At 67.9% G+C, this 18,355-nt stretch carries 17 protein-coding genes; 7 read left to right on the top strand and 10 right to left on the bottom strand.

Annotation, left to right across the window (positions count from 1 at the left end):
- Nucleotides 1-17 precede the first annotated feature (17 nt).
- Nucleotides 18-842 carry an IclR family transcriptional regulator gene (locus BLQ58_RS06260; RefSeq protein ID WP_092595643.1) on the bottom strand — a complete coding sequence of 275 codons (825 nt, stop codon included), beginning with the start codon at nucleotides 840-842 and terminating at the stop codon, nucleotides 18-20.
- Nucleotides 839-1,624: an IclR family transcriptional regulator gene (locus tag BLQ58_RS06255; protein WP_092595641.1), complete on the bottom strand. Its 786-nt coding sequence runs from the start codon at nucleotides 1,622-1,624 to the stop codon at nucleotides 839-841. Before BLQ58_RS06255 ends, BLQ58_RS06260 begins: the two co-directional genes overlap by 4 nt.
- Nucleotides 1,625-1,760: 136 nt before the next feature.
- On the opposite strand from BLQ58_RS06255, the gene BLQ58_RS06250 reads away from it, so the two are divergent.
- From BLQ58_RS06250 to BLQ58_RS06240, 3 genes are read left to right on the top strand one after another with little or no spacing between them, the layout of a single operon-like run.
- On the top strand, nucleotides 1,761-2,918 hold the full coding sequence (locus BLQ58_RS06250; RefSeq protein ID WP_092595639.1) for an acyl-CoA dehydrogenase family protein: 1,158 nt from the start codon (nucleotides 1,761-1,763) through the stop codon (nucleotides 2,916-2,918).
- A 34-nt stretch (nucleotides 2,919-2,952) separates the two neighbouring features.
- A complete protein-coding gene (locus BLQ58_RS06245) occupies nucleotides 2,953-3,927 on the top strand; it encodes a Bug family tripartite tricarboxylate transporter substrate binding protein (RefSeq protein ID WP_092595637.1) in 975 nt (324 codons plus the stop codon).
- 2 nt (nucleotides 3,928-3,929) lie between these two features.
- On the top strand, nucleotides 3,930-5,213 hold the full coding sequence (locus BLQ58_RS06240; RefSeq protein WP_092595635.1) for a CaiB/BaiF CoA transferase family protein: 1,284 nt from the start codon (nucleotides 3,930-3,932) through the stop codon (nucleotides 5,211-5,213).
- Between the two features lie 28 nt (nucleotides 5,214-5,241).
- Here the strand turns inward: BLQ58_RS06240 and BLQ58_RS06235 are convergent, their stop codons facing one another.
- From BLQ58_RS06235 to BLQ58_RS06210, 6 genes are all read right to left on the bottom strand, one after another.
- A complete protein-coding gene (locus BLQ58_RS06235) occupies nucleotides 5,242-5,928 on the bottom strand; it encodes a GntR family transcriptional regulator (protein ID WP_092595633.1) in 687 nt (228 codons plus the stop codon).
- Between the two features lie 75 nt (nucleotides 5,929-6,003).
- Nucleotides 6,004-7,005, bottom strand: a complete 1,002-nt coding sequence (locus BLQ58_RS06230; protein WP_092595631.1) for a TRAP transporter substrate-binding protein — start codon at nucleotides 7,003-7,005, stop codon at nucleotides 6,004-6,006.
- Between the two features lie 55 nt (nucleotides 7,006-7,060).
- Complete coding sequence (locus BLQ58_RS06225; protein WP_092595629.1) at nucleotides 7,061-8,326, bottom strand: TRAP transporter large permease; 1,266 nt, start codon at nucleotides 8,324-8,326, stop codon at nucleotides 7,061-7,063.
- Nucleotides 8,327-8,330: 4 nt separating this feature from the next.
- A complete protein-coding gene (locus tag BLQ58_RS06220) occupies nucleotides 8,331-8,975 on the bottom strand; it encodes a TRAP transporter small permease (RefSeq protein WP_092595627.1) in 645 nt (214 codons plus the stop codon).
- Between the two features lie 94 nt (nucleotides 8,976-9,069).
- Nucleotides 9,070-9,984, bottom strand: a complete 915-nt coding sequence (locus tag BLQ58_RS06215; protein WP_092595625.1) for a dihydrodipicolinate synthase family protein — start codon at nucleotides 9,982-9,984, stop codon at nucleotides 9,070-9,072.
- 474 nt (nucleotides 9,985-10,458) lie between these two features.
- Complete coding sequence (locus BLQ58_RS06210; RefSeq protein ID WP_139186064.1) at nucleotides 10,459-11,019, bottom strand: lipid-binding SYLF domain-containing protein; 561 nt, start codon at nucleotides 11,017-11,019, stop codon at nucleotides 10,459-10,461.
- Nucleotides 11,020-11,307: 288 nt separating this feature from the next.
- Here BLQ58_RS06210 and BLQ58_RS06205 point away from each other — a divergent pair, with 288 nt between their 5' ends.
- The 4 genes from BLQ58_RS06205 to BLQ58_RS06190 all read left to right on the top strand — a co-directional run bounded on the left by BLQ58_RS06205 (nucleotide 11,308) and on the right by BLQ58_RS06190 (nucleotide 15,408).
- Complete coding sequence (locus BLQ58_RS06205) at nucleotides 11,308-12,570, top strand: LssY C-terminal domain-containing protein (RefSeq protein WP_254775844.1); 1,263 nt, start codon at nucleotides 11,308-11,310, stop codon at nucleotides 12,568-12,570.
- Entirely contained in the window at nucleotides 12,567-13,838 is a 1,272-nt protein-coding gene (locus BLQ58_RS06200; RefSeq protein ID WP_092595621.1) for an LssY C-terminal domain-containing protein, read from the top strand. The genes BLQ58_RS06205 and BLQ58_RS06200 overlap by 4 nt, the downstream gene beginning before the upstream one ends.
- Nucleotides 13,839-13,911: 73 nt before the next feature.
- The gene (locus BLQ58_RS06195; protein WP_092595619.1) at nucleotides 13,912-14,952 is read left to right on the top strand and encodes a lipase family protein; all 1,041 of its coding nucleotides are present in this window, start codon (nucleotides 13,912-13,914) and stop codon (nucleotides 14,950-14,952) included.
- A 228-nt stretch (nucleotides 14,953-15,180) separates the two neighbouring features.
- The gene (locus tag BLQ58_RS06190; protein WP_092595617.1) at nucleotides 15,181-15,408 is read left to right on the top strand and encodes a hypothetical protein; all 228 of its coding nucleotides are present in this window, start codon (nucleotides 15,181-15,183) and stop codon (nucleotides 15,406-15,408) included.
- A gap of 40 nt (nucleotides 15,409-15,448) precedes the next feature.
- Here the strand turns inward: BLQ58_RS06190 and BLQ58_RS06185 are convergent, their stop codons facing one another.
- Nucleotides 15,449-17,419, bottom strand: a complete 1,971-nt coding sequence (locus BLQ58_RS06185; RefSeq protein WP_092595615.1) for a hybrid sensor histidine kinase/response regulator — start codon at nucleotides 17,417-17,419, stop codon at nucleotides 15,449-15,451.
- Nucleotides 17,409-18,353, bottom strand: a complete 945-nt coding sequence (locus BLQ58_RS06180; protein WP_092596425.1) for a sensor histidine kinase — start codon at nucleotides 18,351-18,353, stop codon at nucleotides 17,409-17,411. Before BLQ58_RS06180 ends, BLQ58_RS06185 begins: the two co-directional genes overlap by 11 nt.
- Between the last annotated feature and the right edge of the window lie 2 nt (nucleotides 18,354-18,355).

The following is an 18,355-nucleotide window of genomic DNA, read 5'->3' as shown; positions in this document are numbered from 1 at the left end:
GGGTGTCCGGCCGAGGGTCAGCGCAGCCCGAGCAGGTCTTCCAGCGTGCGGGCCAGGGCGGACACGCGTGGCCCGACGCGCTTCTGCATGGTGTCGAACGTGCCCGTCCGTGCCGGAACGCCGCCATTGACCACGAACCATTGGGAATCGACCGGCCTGCATAGCGGAACGGCGAAACCGAACACGTCGTGCCGCCATTCGGCCCGGTTCGAGCAATAGCCGAGCACTTCCAGGTCCTGCCGCGCCTGCGCCAGGGCCGGTGCGGCGCGGCGCCAGGCGTCGGGCGACGCCAGCCGCAGGCGGTTCAGTACCGGATCGCGCAAGGCGGCCGGCACGCGCCACAGCCATGCCTTGCCGATGGCGGTGGTCAGCATCGGCAGTGCCGCGCCGATGTCGGGCGGCATCACCAGGTTGTCGGTCGAGCGCGCCGTTTCCACGTAGATCATCTGGGTGCGGTCGCGGATGCCCAGCGACACGGCGCCGCCTATCTCGTCGGCCAGCGCCTTCATCAGCGGGCGCGCCACCTGGCGGATCTGCATGCTCGCCAGCAGCGGGTAGCCCGGCGCCAGCACCGGCGCGCCCAGCCAGTACTTGCCCAGCGCCGTCTCATGGCGCAGGTAGCCCAGCACGGCCAGCGTGTGGGTGAGCCGCGCCACCGTGGATTTCGACAGTCCGGTGCGCTGCACGAAATCGCGGTTGCCCAGCAGCGCCTCGCCGGGTCGATAGGCCAGCAGGATGTCGATGCCGTTGGCCAGCGTGCGGGCGAACTGGCGGTCGGCCGGGTCGTCGCCCGGGGCTGGCAGAGACGAGGCGGGGCTGCCGGGGAGGCTGTCGCGTGTCATGCCAGCAGCGCCTCGACTTCTGCCACCAGTTCGATCAGGCGCGGTCCCATCTCGCGTTCGAGCTTGCCGGGCTTCATGCGCGTGGCGGGCACGCCGCAGTTGAACACCAGCGTTTCGCCATCGGTCGGCTGCCGCATGGGCACGGCCACGGCGTGGACATCGGGCAGCCAGTCGCCGGCCGAGCGCGTGAAGCCGAGCGCCGCCAGATCGTCGATGGCGTCCTGGATGGCGCCTGCATGGCGCTGCCAGTCGTCGGGCTCGGTCTCGCGCAGACCGGCCAGCACGGCGGCGCGCAGGTCGGCAGGGGCCTGGGCCAGCCAGGCGCGGCCGATGGCCGAAGCCAGCATCGGCAGCGACGCGCCAATATCGGGCCGGAACGCGATGGCGTCGTGGCCCCGGCTGGTTTCCACATAGACCATGCGCAGGCGGTCGCGCAGGCCCAGCGACACCGACCCGCCCATGCGGTCGGCCAGCGCCTTCATCAGCGGGCGGGCCACTTGGCGCACGCGCAGGCTGGCCAGCAGCGGATACCCGAGCGACAGCGCCGTCGATCCCAGCCGGTAGCGGCGCAGCCGGTCGTCGTAGAGCAGCAGCCCGCGCACGGCCAGCGTGTAGGTCAGCCGGCTGATGGTGGCCTTGGACAGCCCGGTGCGCTCGGCCAGTTCCTTGTTGCTGAGCACCGTTTCGCCCACCCGGAAGCACTGCAGCAGCGCCAGACCGTGCGCCAGGGTCGTGGCGAAGGCCGGATCGGGATGATGGTGGGGGAATTTGGGTACGGGCATGGGCTGTCATCCTACCGAAGCCAGTATGGCGCCGGGCCGTCCAACGTTCAAGATAGCGAAACAACGATGCCGCCATATCGAAGCGGGGCGTACGCTTCGGTTCCATCACAAGACAAGAGATCGATGGAGCGAGACGATGATTCGTGATCCGGACGTATTCCAGCCGTTCCTGCTGTCGCTGCGCCGCTTCGTGCGCGAGCGGCTGGTACCGCGCGAAGCCGAGGTGGCCGAGCGTGACCTGGTGCCCGAGGACGTGGTCAATGCCATGGCCGCGCAGGGCATGTTCGGCTATTCGATTCCGGAGGAATACGGCGGCGCCGGCATGACCACCGAGGAACTGGTGCTGGCCGCGATGGAACTGTCGCAGTGCTCGGTGGCGTTCCGCGCCCGCGTGGGGACCAATACCGGGATCGGCTCCGAGGCCCTGGTGGCCGACGGCACGCCCGAGCAGAAGGCGCGCTACCTGCCGCGGCTGGCCAGTGGTGAACTGACCGGGTCGTTTGCGCTGACCGAGCCCGACGCGGGGTCCGACGCCACTGCGCTCAAGACCACGGCCGTGCGCGACGGCGACCACTACATCCTGAACGGCACCAAGTGCTTCATCACCAACGCGCCCATTGCCGGGTTATTCACGGTGATGGCGCGCACCGATCCGGACAAGGCCGGCGCGGGCGGCATCTCGGCGTTCATTGTGCCGCGTGGTACACCCGGGCTCGGCACCGGGCAGCCGTACCAGAAGATGGGCCAGGCCGGCTCGCCGGTGTCCGAGGTCTATTTCAACGATTGCCGCGTGCCGGCCGCCAACCTGATCGGCGGCGAGGAAGGGCAGGGCTTCAAGACGGCGATGAAGGTGCTGAACAAGCAGCGCATCCACCTGGCCGCGCTGTGTACCGGGCCGGCCATCCGCATGCTCGACGATGCGGTGCGGTTTGTCACCGGGCGCAAGCAGTTCGGGCAGGTGCTGGCGGACTTCCAGCTGGTGCAGGCGATGATCGCCGACTGCCAGACCGACATCCACGCGGCCCGTGCGCTGATCCTCGACACGGCGCGCAAGCGCGACGACGGGCAGGACGTGACGATGGAGGCGTCGATCTGCAAGTATTTCGCGTCGGAGATGTGCGGCCGCGTGGCCGACCGCTGCGTGCAGCTGTTCGGCGGCTACGGCTATATCGCCGACTATGGCATCGAGCGTTTCTACCGCGACGTGCGACTGTTCCGGCTGTACGAGGGTACCAGCCAGATCCATCAGCTCAACATTGCCAAACGCACGTTCGCGCAGGCCGGCACCCGCTGAGCGGCACCGTGCCATCGACAAAGACGGAGACAACATGTTCAAGCCCATCCTGATTGCCGCCGGCCTGGCGTGCGGCATGGCCCTGATACCGATGATGCCGGTCCACGCGGCGGATGCCGATGCGAAATATCCCGGCAAGGTCATCCGCCTGGTCGTGCCGTTCGCGCCGGGCGGGTCCACCGACATCGTGGCGCGGCTGATTTCCGAGCCGCTGCGCGAGGAACTGGGCCAGACCGTGATCGTCGACAACCGCCCAGGCGCGGGCGGCAATATCGGGGGCGATATCGTGGCCAAGGCCGCGCCGGACGGCTACACGCTGCTGATGGCCGCCGCCGGGCAGATCGCCATCAATCCGAGCCTGTACGCGAAGATGAGCTACGAGCCTGCGCGCGACCTGGCGGCCGTGACGATGATTGCCCGCGACCACAACATGATGGCCGTCAACGCATCGCTGCCGGTCAGGAACGTCAAGGAGTTCGTGGCCTACGCCCGCGCGCATCCGAACCAGATCACCTTCGGCTCGCCCGGCAACGGCAGCCCCGCGCAACTGGCCGGCGAACTGCTGAACCAGACCGCCGGCCTGAAGATGCAGCATGTGCCCTACAAGGGCAGCGGCCCGGCCGTGGCCGACCTGATCGCCGGCCATATCACGCTGATGATCGACAACATGCCGGCGATCTGGCCGCACGTGCAGTCGGGCAAGCTGCGGGCGCTGGCGGTGACCAGCGAGAAGCGCGCCTCGGGTGCGCCCGACGTGCCCACCGCCGAGGAAGCCGGGCTCAAGGGCTACGTGGTGACGGCGTGGAAGGGGCTGATGGTGCCGGCCCATACGCCGCGCCTGAACCAGGCCATGGTCAAGGTGCTGGCGCGGCCCGAGATCCGCAAGCGGCTGATCGAACAGGGCGCCGAGCCGGTGGGCAATTCGCCCGAGCAGTTCGCGCAGCAGATCAAGACCGATACCGCCTGGTGGGCGGCGCTGGTGAAATCCACCGGCACCACGCTGGACTGACCATGACATACGTATCCCCGCCCGCATCCCCGCTCGGAGGCGCGCCCGCATCCCCGCACGGAGGTCCGCATGCAGGCCCGCCCGCAGGCCCGGGCCCGCTGGCCGGCGTCCGCATCCTCGACATGGCCACGGTGCTGGCCGCGCCGTTTTCCAGCACGCTGTGCGCCGACATGGGCGCCGAGGTGGTCAAGCTCGAACTGCCCGACGGCAGCGATCCGCTGCGCGGCCTGGCGCCGGTCAAGGGCGACCTGGCGCTGTACTGGAAGGTCACGAACCGGGGCAAGCGCGGCATCACCCTCGATGTGCGCAAGCCGGCCGGCCGTGCACTGTTCCTGAAGCTGCTGCCCGAATTCGACGTGCTGGTCGAGAACTTCCGCACCGGCACGCTCGACCGCTGGGGCCTGGACCTGGCCACGCTGCACCGGGCCAATCCCCGGCTGACGGTGCTGCGCCTGACCGGCTTCGGCCAGACCGGCCCCTACGCGCAGCGCGCCGGGTTTGCGCGGATCTTCGAGGCGATGAGCGGGTTCACGAACCTGACGGGCGAGCCCGGCGGCGCGCCGCTGCACATGAACTATCCGATGGGCGATATGGTGGCCGGTCTGTTTGGCGCATTTGCCATCGCCAGCGCCATGGCCGAGCGCCGCCGGGCGGGCAACGAGGCGATGCCGGGCCAGGAGATCGACCTCGCCGCAACCGAGGCGCTGTTCCGCGTGCTGGAGCCGCTGGCGGTCGAATACGAGCAACTGGGGCAGGTGCGCGAGCGCGCCGGCAACCGGGCCACGTACACCGCCCCGTCGAACATGTACGCGACGGCGGACCGCCAGTGGGTGTCGCTGGTAGCCTCGTCGGGACCGATCTTCCGGCGGCTGTGCCAGGCCATCGGCCAGCCGGCCATGGCCGACGATGCCCGCTTTGCCACCAATCCGTCGCGCGTCAGGCATCTGGACGCCCTGGACGCCGCCATCAAGCAGTGGTTCGCGGCGCATGCCTACGCGGACGTTGCGCAGGCGCTGGCCGCGCACGAGATTCCGTTCAGCAAGATCTTCTCGATTGCCGATATCGTCGACGATCCGCACTTCCAGGCGCGCCAGGCCATCGTGCGGCTGCCCGATCCGGATCTGGGCACGATTCCGGCGCCCTGCGTGGTGCCGAGATTTTCCGGACATGCGCCGGCCCCGGCGCGCAGCGGGCCGGGCGTCGGCGAACACAATGCGGAGGTGTATGGCGGGCTGGGGCTGACCGCCGACGATATCGACGGGCTGAAGCGCGAGGGGGTGGTCTGAGGCGGGCTGCCGGCGGGAACGGCGGCAATCAGGCGTCGATCACCCGCCGCGCGAACCGTTCCAGATAGTCCATCAGCAGGTCGGCGCCGCGCGCGGCATCGGCCTCGTTGCCGCTGGCGATGGCGCTGGCCATCGCCAGGTGCGCCTGGGCGCCCTCGGCAATCTCGCCTTCGTGCTGGTAGGCGTACCAGAAGCGGCGGCACTGCACGATCAGCGGGATCACGGCCTTCACGGCCGACCGGTTGCGGCAGGCGGCATGATTGACGTGGTCCAGCGCCTGGTCGGCGGCCATGTATTCGTCCAGGTTGCCGCGCTGGGCCGCCTTGACCATCTTCTGGGCGCTGGCCAGCAGCGCCTTGCGCTGGGCGTCGGTGGCGCGCCGCGCGGCGCTGGCGGCGATCAGCCGTTCCAGCACGCGGCGGGTGGCAATCACGTCCAGGTGGTCCATCACGTCGATGGTCGACACCATCAGCCCGCGGCGTGGCTGCTGCACGATCAGGCCCATCGACACCATGCGCATCAGCGCCTCGCGCACCGGCGTGCGGCCCAGTTCGGTCATTTCGGCCAGTTCGGCCTCCACCACCGGGCTGCCGGGCGCGATCTCCAGCTTCGAGATCATGGTCTCGATCCGGTCATAGGCGATATCGGCGGCGCGGCGCTTGCCGGTTTCCGGCGCGTGTGCGGTCGTACCCAGGGAACTGGAAGCGTTAGGCATCTCGAACGAAGAAGCGGGGCCCGCCAGCCGGCAGGGCTGGCGGTGGCCGTCATTATGCCGCAGGAGGGCGGTGCGTCAGAGCGTGGCGCCGATCTTGCGCAGCTCGGGGATGGCCGGGGCCTTGGCCACCCAGAGTTCGTCGAACTTCTTCACGACCGGCTGCGGGTCGTAGCTGGACGCGCTCTTGAATGCCACCGACGACTGCTTGAGCTTGTCCACCAGGCCGGCTTCGGTGGTCACGATGTCGTTGATCTGCGCCGTCAGCGCCTGGTTGACCAGCTGCCGCACCAGGTCGCGGTCCCTGGCATCGAGCCCGGCCCAGATGCGGCCCGACACCAGCGGCGCGAACGGCATGAACAGAGCGTTCATCGGCAGCAGCGCCTTCGAGATCTTGTCGTATCGCTGGTTCCAGGACAGTTCGATGTCGGCTTCCAGCCCGTCCACCTGGCCGTTGGTCATGGCGTCGAACACAGCCGGGGTGGGGATCGGCGTGGGTGCGGCCCCCAGCATCGAGTAGAAGTCGCGGTAGACCGGCGTGGGGTTGATCCGCAGCTTCATGCCCTTGAGGTCGTCGGGCGAGCCGATGTCCTTGGTGGCGAACACCACGCGCATGCCCGTGATGCCCCAGCCCAGGCCGATGGTGCCGGTTTCGCGCGGCAGGGCATCGAGCAGCTTCAGCGCGGCCGGCGTGCGCACCAGCCTGGCCACGCTGGCCGTGGAGCGCACCAGGTACGGCGCGTTGATGGCGGCCACGCTCGATACGCGCGAGCCCAGTTCGGCGGCCTGGATCCAGCCCATGTCGAGCGCGCCCGACTGCAGTTGCTGCATCATCGCCGATTCGTTGCCAAGCTGGCCCGAGTGGAACACCGTGACGCTGAGCCGGCCGTCGGTTTCCTTCTTCAGCGATTCGCCGAACGCCACGGCGGCACGGTTCCAGGAATGCCCGGCCGGCGTGATCAGGCCCAGGCGGAATTCCTTCGTGGTGGCGGCGCGCGTGGTGGACGTGATCACCAGCGGCGCGGCGGCGGTGGCCAGCGCGGTGGTCTTCAGAAAGCGGCGGCGGGTGAAGTGGGACATGGCAGGCTCCTGTACGTTCGGGGGGATGTCGAGGGGTAGAGGGAAGGGGAAACGGCTACTTCAGCAGCCCGATGGACAGGCTGGGGAACAGCGACAGCAGCACCAGTCCAACGCAGCTGATCAGGAAGAAGGGCAGGGTGATCATGAACATCTTGCCGGGCTTGGCGCCGGTGACGGCCGACGCCACGAAGAAGCTCAGCCCCACGGGCGGCGACATCAGCCCCAGCACCAGGTTGATCACGATGACCACGCCAAAGTGGCGCGGATCGATGTGATAAACCTCGGTGGCCACGGGCAGCAGGATCGGCACGGTCATGATCAGGCCCGGAATGCCGTCGATGACGGTGCCGATGATCAGCAGGATGACGTTGGCCAGCAGCAGGAAGGCAATCGGGCTGTGCGCCACGGTCTGGATCCAGGTGGCCACCATCTGCGGGATCTTCCCGTAGATCAGCAGCCACGAGAACACGGCGGCCGCGGCCACCAGGAACAGCACGATGGCCGAGTAGATGGCCGAGCGCAGCAGGATGGCCGGCAGCGTGCGCATGTCGAATTCTTTCGTCACATAGCGCCCCACCAGCGCCGCGGCCAGCGCGCCGACGGCGGCGGCCTCGGTGGGATTGGCCAGGCCGGCCAGGATCGAGCCGACGATGACGATCGGGATCAGCAGCGTCGGGCTGGCCTGCAGCACGGTCGTCGCGCGCTCGCGCAGCGTCCGGCGGGCGCTGCGCGGGTAGTTGTAGAACATCCCCATGATGGCGATGATCACGAAGAACAGCAGTGTCAGCAGCACGCCGGGCAGGATGCCGGCGATCAGCATGTCGCCCACGGCCACCTGGGCCAGCACGCTGTAGACCACGAACATCACCGACGGCGGAATGATGGGCCCGAGCATGCCGCCGTAGACGGTCAGGCCAGCCGCGAAGGTCTTGTCGTAACCCTGCTTTTCCATCTCGGGCACCATGACCTGGGCCATGATGGCCACCTGCGCGGTGGCCGATCCGATGATCGACGACACCAGCATGTTGGCCAGGATGTTGACGTAGGCCAGGCCGCCCTTGACCGAGCCGACGAAGGCCATCGACAGGTCCACCAGCCGGCGCGTGATGCCGCCGCTGTTCATGATTTCGCCGATCAGGATGAACAGCGGGATGGCGATCAGGCCGTAGCTGTCCACGCCGGCAAACATCTGCGTGGGAAACGACTGCAGCAGCACGGTGTCGCCGGTGCTGAAGATAAAGGCCAGGCCGGACAGGCACAGGCAGATGCCGATGGGCACGCCGGCCAGCATCACGGCGCAGAAGAAGAGGGTGGTGGTCATGGCTTCAGTTCACCGATTCGGCATCGCCGACGTAGAACTCGGGGTAGGCCCGGCGCGGCGCCAGGTCCAGGTCTTCAAGCAGGTTGGCCAGCGCATGCAGGCTCAGCGTGAAGGCGAACAGCGGCATGATCAGCTGCAGCACCCACATCGGCCATTCCAGCGTCTGCGTGTGCTCGGTGTAGAGGAAGTTGAACGACTGGGCCGCGTATTCCCTGGCGTCGAAGTGAAAATTGGCGATGCCGACCGGGTCCATCCACAGCCAGCACATGGCAATCATGGCCAGCCCGAACACCAGCACGCCGCCCGTGGCAATGACCTTGGCGGCGCGGGCCAGCTTTGGCGGCAGCTGCTCGGTCAGCAGGCCCACCGCGAAATCCAGGCGCAGGCGCGTCATGACCGATGCGCCGACGAAGGTCAGCCACACCACCGCATAGACCGATGCCTCGTCCACCCAGTAGAGCGGCAGGCCGGCATAGCGCGTAGCCACGTTCAGCAGGATCAGCAGCACCAGCAGGGTCATCAGCCCGCCAAGCGCCAGGCGCTCCACGGCAAGCACCGCATCGGAGGCGCGCAGCACCCAGCGCACCGGGCGCGCCACGGGTGGGCTGGCGGGGGCTGCGTCCGCCGTGATCGAGGAGAGGTCGGGCATGCTGTAAAGCTCCTGTGCGTGGATGTCGGACGGGCCGGATCGAGCAAGTTGGATGCCAGTCGGCGCGCCAGGGCGCCGGCCGGCATCGCGGGCGTCAGGCCACCGACTGGTACTCGGCCGGCCGCGTGGCCAGCGCCTGGTGCACGACCTTTTCGACGAAGGCGCGTTCCTCGCCGATCAGCGGCAGGCGCGGCCGGCGCATGTGTTCGGTGCCCACGCCCACGATGGCGTCGATCAGCTTCAGGTTCTGCACGAGCTTGTTCGACACGTCGAGATGGAGCATCGGCGTCATCCAGCGGTAGAGCTTCAGTGCTTCGGCGAAATTGCCGGCGCGCATGAGGTCGAACAGCGCCACGGTCTCGCGCGGGAAGGCGCAGCCCACGCCGGCCAGCAGGCCGTCGCAGCCGAGCGCCAGCCCTTCGTAGGCCAGGTCGTCCACGCCCATGAAGATCTGGTAGCGGTCGCCCACGGTGTTGCGCAGGTCGGTCACGCGGCGGATGTCGCCGGTGCTTTCCTTGACGGCCGCGATCCACTTGCAGTCGGCCAGTTCGGCCATGTGCTCGGGCTTGAGATCCACCCGGTAGGCCACCGGGTTGTTGTAGACCATTACCGGTTTCTGGGCCGCCTCGGCCATGGCGCGCACGTTCTGCATGGCCTCGCGGGCGTCGGCCACGTAGATCACCGACGGCATGACCATGAAGCCGGCGACGCCCAGCTTGTTGGCGCCGTCGATATAGCGCAGCGCGTCGCGCGTGCTGGTCTCGGACACATTGGCCAGCACGGGAATGCGCCCGTCGGCGGCCTCCAGCGCAATGCGCGCCACGTCGAGCTTTTCTTCCAGCGACAGCGTGCTGGCCTCGCCCAGCGATCCGCACGTCACCAGGCCGTGGATGCCGTTGCGGATCTGGAAGTCGATATGGCGGATGGTGCCTTCGGCATCGATGCGCTCGTCGGCGTGGAACTTGGTCGTGACGGCCGGGAAGATGCCGGTCCAGCGCGGATTGCTCATGAGGAACTCCTCGGTTGGGAAGGTGAGGCTGCGCACCTGGCGGTCTGTCGATCGCTCCGGTCCGCCGCAAGAAAATATCTTCTAAATATATTAAGGATATCTTTGCAAAGTAATCCAGCACGATCCATGCCAGTGGAAACCCGGATAGGCGGCGGGGCGGAAAACGGCGTCAGGCCGTGGATTGGAGCGGGGTACGCCTCGTCAGGCGTGGGTCAGGGCAGGGCAGGACAGGGGCTGAAGGGGGCAGGATGGGGCATCGCAGGGCACGCATGCACGCCGTCATGCACCGCAGGCGGGGGGCGTGCACCGAGACGGCCCGCACGGCTCGGCATCGGTCGATCGGACACCGGCTGCGCACCGGAGGCGTCCGGACAGACATGGACGCTCCGGGCGTCGCCGTCCCCGTTTCGCAGACAAAGCCATTCCCCGGGGACCGGTCTCGCCGCCCCGGGTCCGCCGCTTTTTTGTAGCGACTTAATTCAGTTCGTCATCCTTGTAGTATTTGGTGCCTTTGGCAGTCAGTTCCAGCGCCAGGCCCTTGTCCGTGATCTGGTACAGCCAGATCCCCGGCCCGACGGCCACTGCGCCCTGGTAGGAAGAGCCGCTGTCGCCGGCCTTGGCTGCGGCGGTCGACTGTCCGCCGAAGGTCCAGCCTGACTGGATGAAGTCGTTCAGCGCGGATTCCTTCTCGAACACCCAGACAAGCTGGAACTTCTTGACTCCGATGCCCAGCCCCGCCTGCAGCTCGACCATCTTCATGTAGGTCATGGCCTTGGTCTTGTTATTCACCGCGATGCCTTCGCCAGTGCCGCTGCCGGCCAGCAGGATCTTCATGCCGAAATTGCTGAAAGCCGCGTAGCCGGCCGCCGAAGCCACGGCGCTGCGGGCCGATGGCTGCGCCTTGTACAGCGCATCCAGTGCCTTCTGCGCAGCAGTGCGCACCTCGGCCTGCTTTTCGGATTTGCTTGCGCCCAGTGCGATCGCCGGGACCGCGATCAGGGTAGGGAGTGCCAGGATGGCGATTCGTCGATTCATTGCTGCCCCCTTTCTTCGTAATGGGGCGCCAGGCCCCTTGCTTTTGCAGCACGGCCAGTATGCAACGCGTCGGTTGCCTCGTTCGATCGCCGGTTCACCGTACTGTCGGGCGCCCGCCGGGCACCTCTTTCTTGTGAAACGCCGGATCGTATCCCAGACTAGACGATGGAAGGCAGTGCGGCAATCTGGCCCTGATGCGGCCAGCTTTCGGCCTGCTTCGAACCCGTGACAGTCGGTTCCGCGTTCGCCGGGGCAGCCATGAAATCTGCCGCTATGGTTTGTGCGTTGATGGCGTTGCTGGCGTTGACGGCTTGTGCCGCGCCGGAGCGCCGGCAAGCAGTGGGCGACTTCCGCTCGAGGGCCGTCACGCGTGCCGATGGCGGCGTCAGCGTGGCCGTCTCGGTACTGTCCGCGCGCGAGAGCGCGGAGGTCTATGGCGTGCCGTTGGCCGACAAGGCCACGCAGCCGGTCTGGGTTCAGGTTCGCAACGACGACGACCGGCCGTACTACCTGCTGTTCCCCGGGCTCGATCCCAACTTTGTCCCGGCCTCCGAGGCCGCCGACGCGTTCGCCGAAAACGAGCCTGCCGATGTGCAACGCCAGTTGCGCGACCGCTTTGCGGCGCTGGCTTTCCGCAATCCGGTGCCGCCCGGTCAGACCGTCTCGGGCATGGTGCTGACCAGCCTGGAGGAAGGCGTCAAGCTGGTGCAGATCGACCTGGCTGCCGATGGCCGCACGCGCACGTTCTCGGTGTTCACCGTGGTGCCTGGCTTCCGTGGTGACTATCACGCCAGCGAGGTGTTCACGCGCGAGATCTATCCGCCCGAGGCCATCCGCTATCTCGACGACGATGCCGCATTCCGGGCCGCCCTGGAGGCGCTGCCATGCTGCGCCACCAACGGCGACGGCTCTCGCAACGGCGATCCATTGAACCTGGTCATCGTGGGCGGCCTCGATGACGCCTTCCCGGCGCTGGTACGGCGCGGCTGGCGTCCCACCGAGACGAAATGGTCGGGTGCCATCATGCGCGTGGTGACATCGGCGCTGTCTGGCGATCGCTACCTGAACGCGCCGGTCAGCGATCTCTACCTGTTCGGCCGTGCGCAGGACCTGGCGCTGCAGAAGGCCCGCGATTCGGTTCACCAGCGCAACCACCTCCGGCTCTGGCTCAGCCCCCTGCGGTATCAGGGCAAGCCGGTATGGGTGGGCCAGATCAGTCGCGACATCGGCAGCCGCATGACGATCCATTCGCCCACGCTGACTACCCACAAGATCGACCCCGATGTCGACGAGGCGCGCACGGCGCTGGCCGAGGACATGGCGTACTCCCAGAGCCTGGCCGTGGTCGGCTATGTGGGTGGCGTCGGACCCGCGCCGCAGCAGGCGCCGCGTCAGAACCTGACCACCGACCCGTATTACACCGATGGCGACCGTCTGGTCATGGTGTTCTACCAGCGCCCCGTGTCCCTGTCGGCGATCCGCCGCTTCAGCTGGCATGACGAGAGCGGGCCGGACGGCCGCCGTGCCACCGGTGTCGGGGTGGGGCGATGACCGCCGCACCGCGTATCCGGCGTCGGGCGGCTGCCCTGGCGCTGGTGGCCTGCATGGCGATACTGCTGGCGGGATGCACCACCTGGCAACGGCCCGCCCCGGACCGCGACGAGCCGCTGCGTGCCCGGGCGGTCAGCGTCACGAAGGAAAGCATCACGCTGCGCGCCGCCGTATTGGGCAAGATGGAAAGCCACCGCCTGCTGGGCGCGAATATCGGTGCGCTGGGCGTGCAGCCGGTCTGGATCGAGGTCCGCAACGACACCTCGCAGTCGCTGGCGCTGCTGCGCACCGGGACCGATCCCGACTACTTCTCGCCGCTCGAAGTCGCGTGGTCGCTGCACGGATGGTTCGGCGGCAGCAGGAATGCCGAGATCGACGACTGGTTCAACCAGGCGGGATTCCAGAATCCCGTGCCGCCCGGTGAAACCCGCTCGGGCATCGTGTTCACCAACGCCGCACGCGGCACCAAGCTGCTCAACGTGGACCTGCTTGGCAACCAGCGCCTGGTGGTCTTCACGTTGTTCCTCAGGGTGCCGGACGACGCCGACGACCCGAATTTCTCGCGGTCGCTGTTCGCATACCCCGATCCCCAGGTGACGGACTATCAGGACCTGGCGTCGCTGCGTGCCGCGCTGGAACGCCTGCCATGCTGCGCGACCGACGCCAGCGGCCAGCACAGCGGCGATCCGCTCAACGGCGTGGCCATCGGCGGGCTGGAGGATTTCGGGGCGGCCATGGTGCGCCGGAACTACCGCCGCAATCACCAGCCGCCCGATGACACACAGTATGTGTTCGGCCGCGTCCCGGACGCCGTCCTGCGCAAGCAGGGACATGCCGGGGCGGTGTCGCCGAACTGGATCCGTGCCTGGCTGGTGCCATTTCGCTATCGGGGGCAATCCGTCTACGTCGTGCAGATTGGCCGGCCAGCCGGCGGTCGTCTGGGCGCGGCCGCGGCGCAGGCCGTGCTGCACGAGGACGTGGACGAGGCCCGGAACATGGTGGTTCAGGACTGCATCTACTCCGAAGGCCTGGAGAAGCTCGGCTTTGTGACCGGCGTCGGCCCGGTCAGCCGGCAGCAGGAGCGCAGCAGCCTGAACGGGGCCCGTTACTTTACCGACGGCCTGCGCGCGGTCATGTTCTTCGTGACCCGGCCGCTCAGCATTGCGGATCTGCAAATCCTGGACTGGGTGCCCCTGGGCGCGCCCCCGAAGACCGAAGCGATCGAAAAGGATCAGCATGCAGCCGAGGATACCGCGCGGGCGCGCTAGGCCGCTGTGGGGTGGGCGGCCCCGCCGGCCGCGCGTTGCCGGTCGCGCAGGGGCACTGGCCTGTGCCTGCCTGATGCTGGCCGGCTGCGCATCGAAGCCGCTGGTTCCGTATTCCGCCGACACGCCGCCGCTGGTGCTGGTGCCGGCCGCCAACGCGGGGGTGCGCGACGCCCGCGGGCGTTTCCGCGAGATCTATTGCGCGGTCCTGAATGCGCGTCAGCAGGATCTGCCCGACCACCGGCCGTGCGCAGACGCGTTGACGCGCGTCGGGACCGAGCCGGCCGGCACCGGCAAGCCGGTCGATCTTGGCCCGTCGCGACGGCATCTGTTGGCGATGATCGTGCCCGGCATCGGATACGAGTGCTTTGAGCCCTGGCTCGATCCACCCGGCACGGTGGCCACCCATGTGCGGAAGTTTGGCTACGATGCCGTGCTGCTTAGGGTGGATGCCCTGTCGGGCTCGGCCCACAATGCGCGCCAGGTGCGCGATGCCGTGCTGGGGCTGCCGGCGGGCCCCGATGGGCCCTATGTCGTGCTGATCGGCTACTCCAAGGGCGCGCCCGACATCCTCGAGGCCGTCGCCGGCTATCCGGAAATCAGCAGCCGTGTGGTGGCAGTCGTCAGCGCGGCCGGTGCCGTGGGCGGCTCGCCGCTGGCCAACGATGCCGAGCAGTACCAGGCCAACCTGCTGCAGCACTTCCCTGGCTCCAAATGCGAGGCCGGCGACGGCCGGGGCGTGGAAAGCCTGCGGCCGGCCGTCCGCAAGGCATGGCTGGCCGATCATGCGCTGCCTGGGTGGCCGCGCTATTACTCGCTGGTGACATTCCCGGCCCCGGACCGCATTTCGTCGATCCTTCAATCGAGCTACGAAAAGCTGGCGCGCATCGACGCCCGCAACGACAGCCAGATGATCTTCTACGACCAGATCGTGCCGGGCAGCGCACTGGTGGGCTACGTCAACGCCGACCATTGGGCGCTGGCCGTGCCGGTCGCGCGCTCGCGGCCGACCATCGGCGCCATGTTCGTGACCCGGAACGCCTATCCGCGGGAAGCCCTCACCGAAGCGTTGCTGCGATTCATCGAGGAGGATCTGGCGAGCGGGGCTGCCAGGTAACCGCACCGAAAAAAATGCCGCGCCCAGGGAAGGCGCGGCCATCAAGCGCCCGCAACCGGGATATGTCCGGGCGCGTAGCAAATCTAGCGGAATGAACGTGTGACCGATTGTGTCCGTATAGGTGTCTTTCTGGACATACAAAGGCCGCTCAGGTCCGGTAATCTTTGGCGCGTCAGAGGGGATAGCTCACACCGTGATGTGAGCCATATCACAGATCAGGAGATCGCGATGGTACGCAATGCCTTACGCGACGCGGTGATGCTGGAGCAGTACGTCAAGTATCTGCAGACCCGGGTCGCCAAGCAGCAGGCGGTTGTCGCAAAGCTCATGGAATGCGGGCTGGACCCACACGAAGACCAGGTGGTGCTGGCGAACCTGGAGGGCGCCACCGAAGCATTGGCGCGCCAGCTCGACCAGCACAGCGTCAGGCCTAGGCCGGGGCTGGCACTGGTCTGATCTTCGAAGGCGGCAGGCCCCTTGCCCACGGCGCCGATCGCTATTGCGACGGGGCCATCGCTGTCTCGATGGCATCCACCAGTTCCTGAAGCCGCAGCGGCTTGCCGCACACTGCGTCGAAGCCCGATTCGATGGCCGCGCGCCGGTCCTGCTGGCGCGTGAAGGCGGTCAGGGCGACGGCGGGCACGCGCTGCAGCGCCTCCACGGCCTCGCGTACGCGGATCTCGCGGATCAGGTCATTGCCATCGCGGCCGGGCAGGCCGATATCGCTGATGACCAGATCCGGCGTGATGCGTGCCACTTCGTCCAGCGCCTCTTCGCAATCGCGCGCCGTACGCACCCGCGCGCCGTAGTCCGTCAGGATCGCGGACAGTGCCGCCGCCGCGTCGGCATCATCCTCCACCACGAGCACGTCCAGCGCCGTCAGCGGCACCGATTGCTGCAGCGCCGGCACCGCTTCGCTGGCTGCGGGCGGCTCGGGCGCGCGTGCATCGGCGAGCGGTATGACCACCTCGAAGGTCGCGCCCAGGCCGGCCCCGGCGCTGAACGCCTGCACCGTGCCGCCGTGCATTTCAGACAGGTGCTTGACGATGGCCAGCCCCAGGCCCAGCCCGCCGTGCTGGCGGCGGTTGGTGTCCTCGCTCTGGGTAAAACGGTCGAACAGCAGCGGCAAGAACTCGGCCGGGATGCCGCGTCCGGTGTCGATCACGCGCACGTGCAGGTAGTCGGTGTCGGACGACACGTCGATCCGCACCGTGCCGTCGGCGGGCGAGAACTTGATTGCGTTGGACACCAGATTCCACAGGATCTGCTGGAAGCGGGCGGCGTCCAGCCAGGCCCACTCCGCCGTGGCCGGGGCCAGATGCAATTCCAGCTTGATCTGCCGTTCGGCAGCCTGCGCCTGCATGGTGTCCAGCGCGCCGCGCACTACCTCGGCCACGTTGGCGCGCTCGCGTTCGAGCTTCATCTTGCCCACGTTGAGCATCGACACGTCGACCAGGTCGGCCACCAGCCGGCGCTGGATGGCTACGTTGCGCTCCACGGCGGCGAGCCCGCGCCGGCCTTCCTCGGTATCGATATGGCGCGCCAGCACGTGGGTCCACACCGAAATCACGTTGAGCGGGTTGCGCAGCTCGTGCGACAGGATGGCGATGAAGTCGTCCTTCATGCGGTTCAGCCGCTCCACGGCGGCCCGCGCGGCCTGCTCGCGCTCGATCAGCTGTTCGCGCTGTCGTTCCAGGTTGATGTGGTCGGTGATATTCGACACCACGGCCACCTTGACCCCGGTTTCCAGTACCGCCGATATGCTCCACTCCAGGTGCATGGTCTCGCCAAGCGCGTCGTCCAGCGGGAACGTGCCCTGCCAGCCGTCCAGCCGCGCGTGGCCTGTGGCCTCTACAACCTGCTCGCGGTACTCCGCCGGGGCGAAGGCGGCCACGGGCTGGCCCACCAGTTCGGCCTCGGTGCGCCTGAGCAGCGTGAGCATGGCCGGGTTCACGTCGACAAAGCGCCCGGCCAGGTCCAGCGTGCAGATACCGCCGATGGCCTGATGATAGATCGCGCGGAAACGTGCCTCGCTCTCGCGCATCGACCGCTCGGCCGCGCTGGCGCGCAGCAGCGACGCAATGGTGGCCACCAGCACGCCAGGCTCGGCAGGGTGGATCAGGTAGGCGCTGGCACCGGCATCGAGGCCGCGTACCTTGTCGTAGTCGGCCACGTAGGTTGCCGACAGGTGCACCACGGGCACGGTGGCGGTTTGTGGCCGCTCGCGCAGTATGCGGCAGACCTGGAAGCCGTCGATATCGGGCAGGTTGACGTCCAGCACCACGGCCGACACGCTGGTGTCGGCCAGCTGCAGGGCTTCCTGCCCGCTTTCGGCCTCGATCGTCCGGTAGCCTGCCGCGGTCAGCACGCGCACCGTGGCGTAGCGCGTCACGGGGTTGTCGTCGACCACCAGCACCAGCGATTCCGAAGCGCCGGGCAGGAGTGCGTTGCGGTGTTCATCCGGCATGGTCGTCTCCGGCGTCGGTTGCCGGGCCGGCCGGGCGCAGGGCATCAGGCGTGGCGTCCGGGCTGGGGTAGGTCGTGGGCAGCGTCACGTAGAACCGCGAACCGACGCCGACCTCGCTTTCGAAGCCCACGTAGCCGCCCAGCAGCTCGGCCAGGCGCTTGGAGAGCGCGAGGCCCAGGCCCGAGCCCCGATAGCGCCGCTGCAGCGGCGAATCGATCTGCACGAAATCCTGGAACACCTCGCCGTGCGATTCGGGCGGGATGCCGATGCCGGTATCGCGCACCGAAAACGTGATCGTGTCCGGCGTGTCGCAGATGGCCGACACGCGCACCTCGCCGCTGGGCGTGAACTTCAGCGCGTTGGAGATGTAGTTGCGCAGGATCTGCGATAGCTTGCGGTTGTCGCTGAACAGCTTCGAAACGCCGTGCGGCTCCTCGAAGATCAGCGACACGTCGGGATTGGTCAGCACGGGCTTGAACATGCCGCGCAGGGCGTCGAACAGCGCCACCATGTCGAACCAGGCGGGCGACACCTCGACACGGCCGGCCTCCAGCCGGGCCAGGTCCAGCAGGTCATTGACCATCTCGGCAAACTCGGCGGCCGTGTCGCGCACGAAGCCGACCTGCTTTTCCTGCTCGGGCGTGAGCGGGCCGTCCACGCGGTCCATCAGCAGCCGCGTGATGCTCTGGATGGCCACGATCGGCGTCCGGAACTCGTGGCTCATGTAGGCCAGGAAGCGGCTCTTGAGCTCGGTGGCGTGACGCAGCTTTTCGGCCTGGATGTCCAGCTCGGAATAGAGCGCCACCACGCCGCGATTGGTTTCCTCGATTTCGGCGCGCAGGGCTTCCACCTCCTGCGCGCGGGCGTCCAGCGCGGCGCGCAGCGCGGCCACCTCGTCGGGCGCCGCGGAGCTGGCGGATGGTGCGGACGGCATGG

This window comes from Ralstonia sp. 25mfcol4.1 (genome assembly GCF_900104095.1).
Lineage (GTDB): Bacteria > Pseudomonadota > Gammaproteobacteria > Burkholderiales > Burkholderiaceae > Cupriavidus.
The sequence above is the reverse complement of the archived record's forward strand: the minus strand, read 5'-3'. Positions and strand labels throughout refer to the sequence as shown.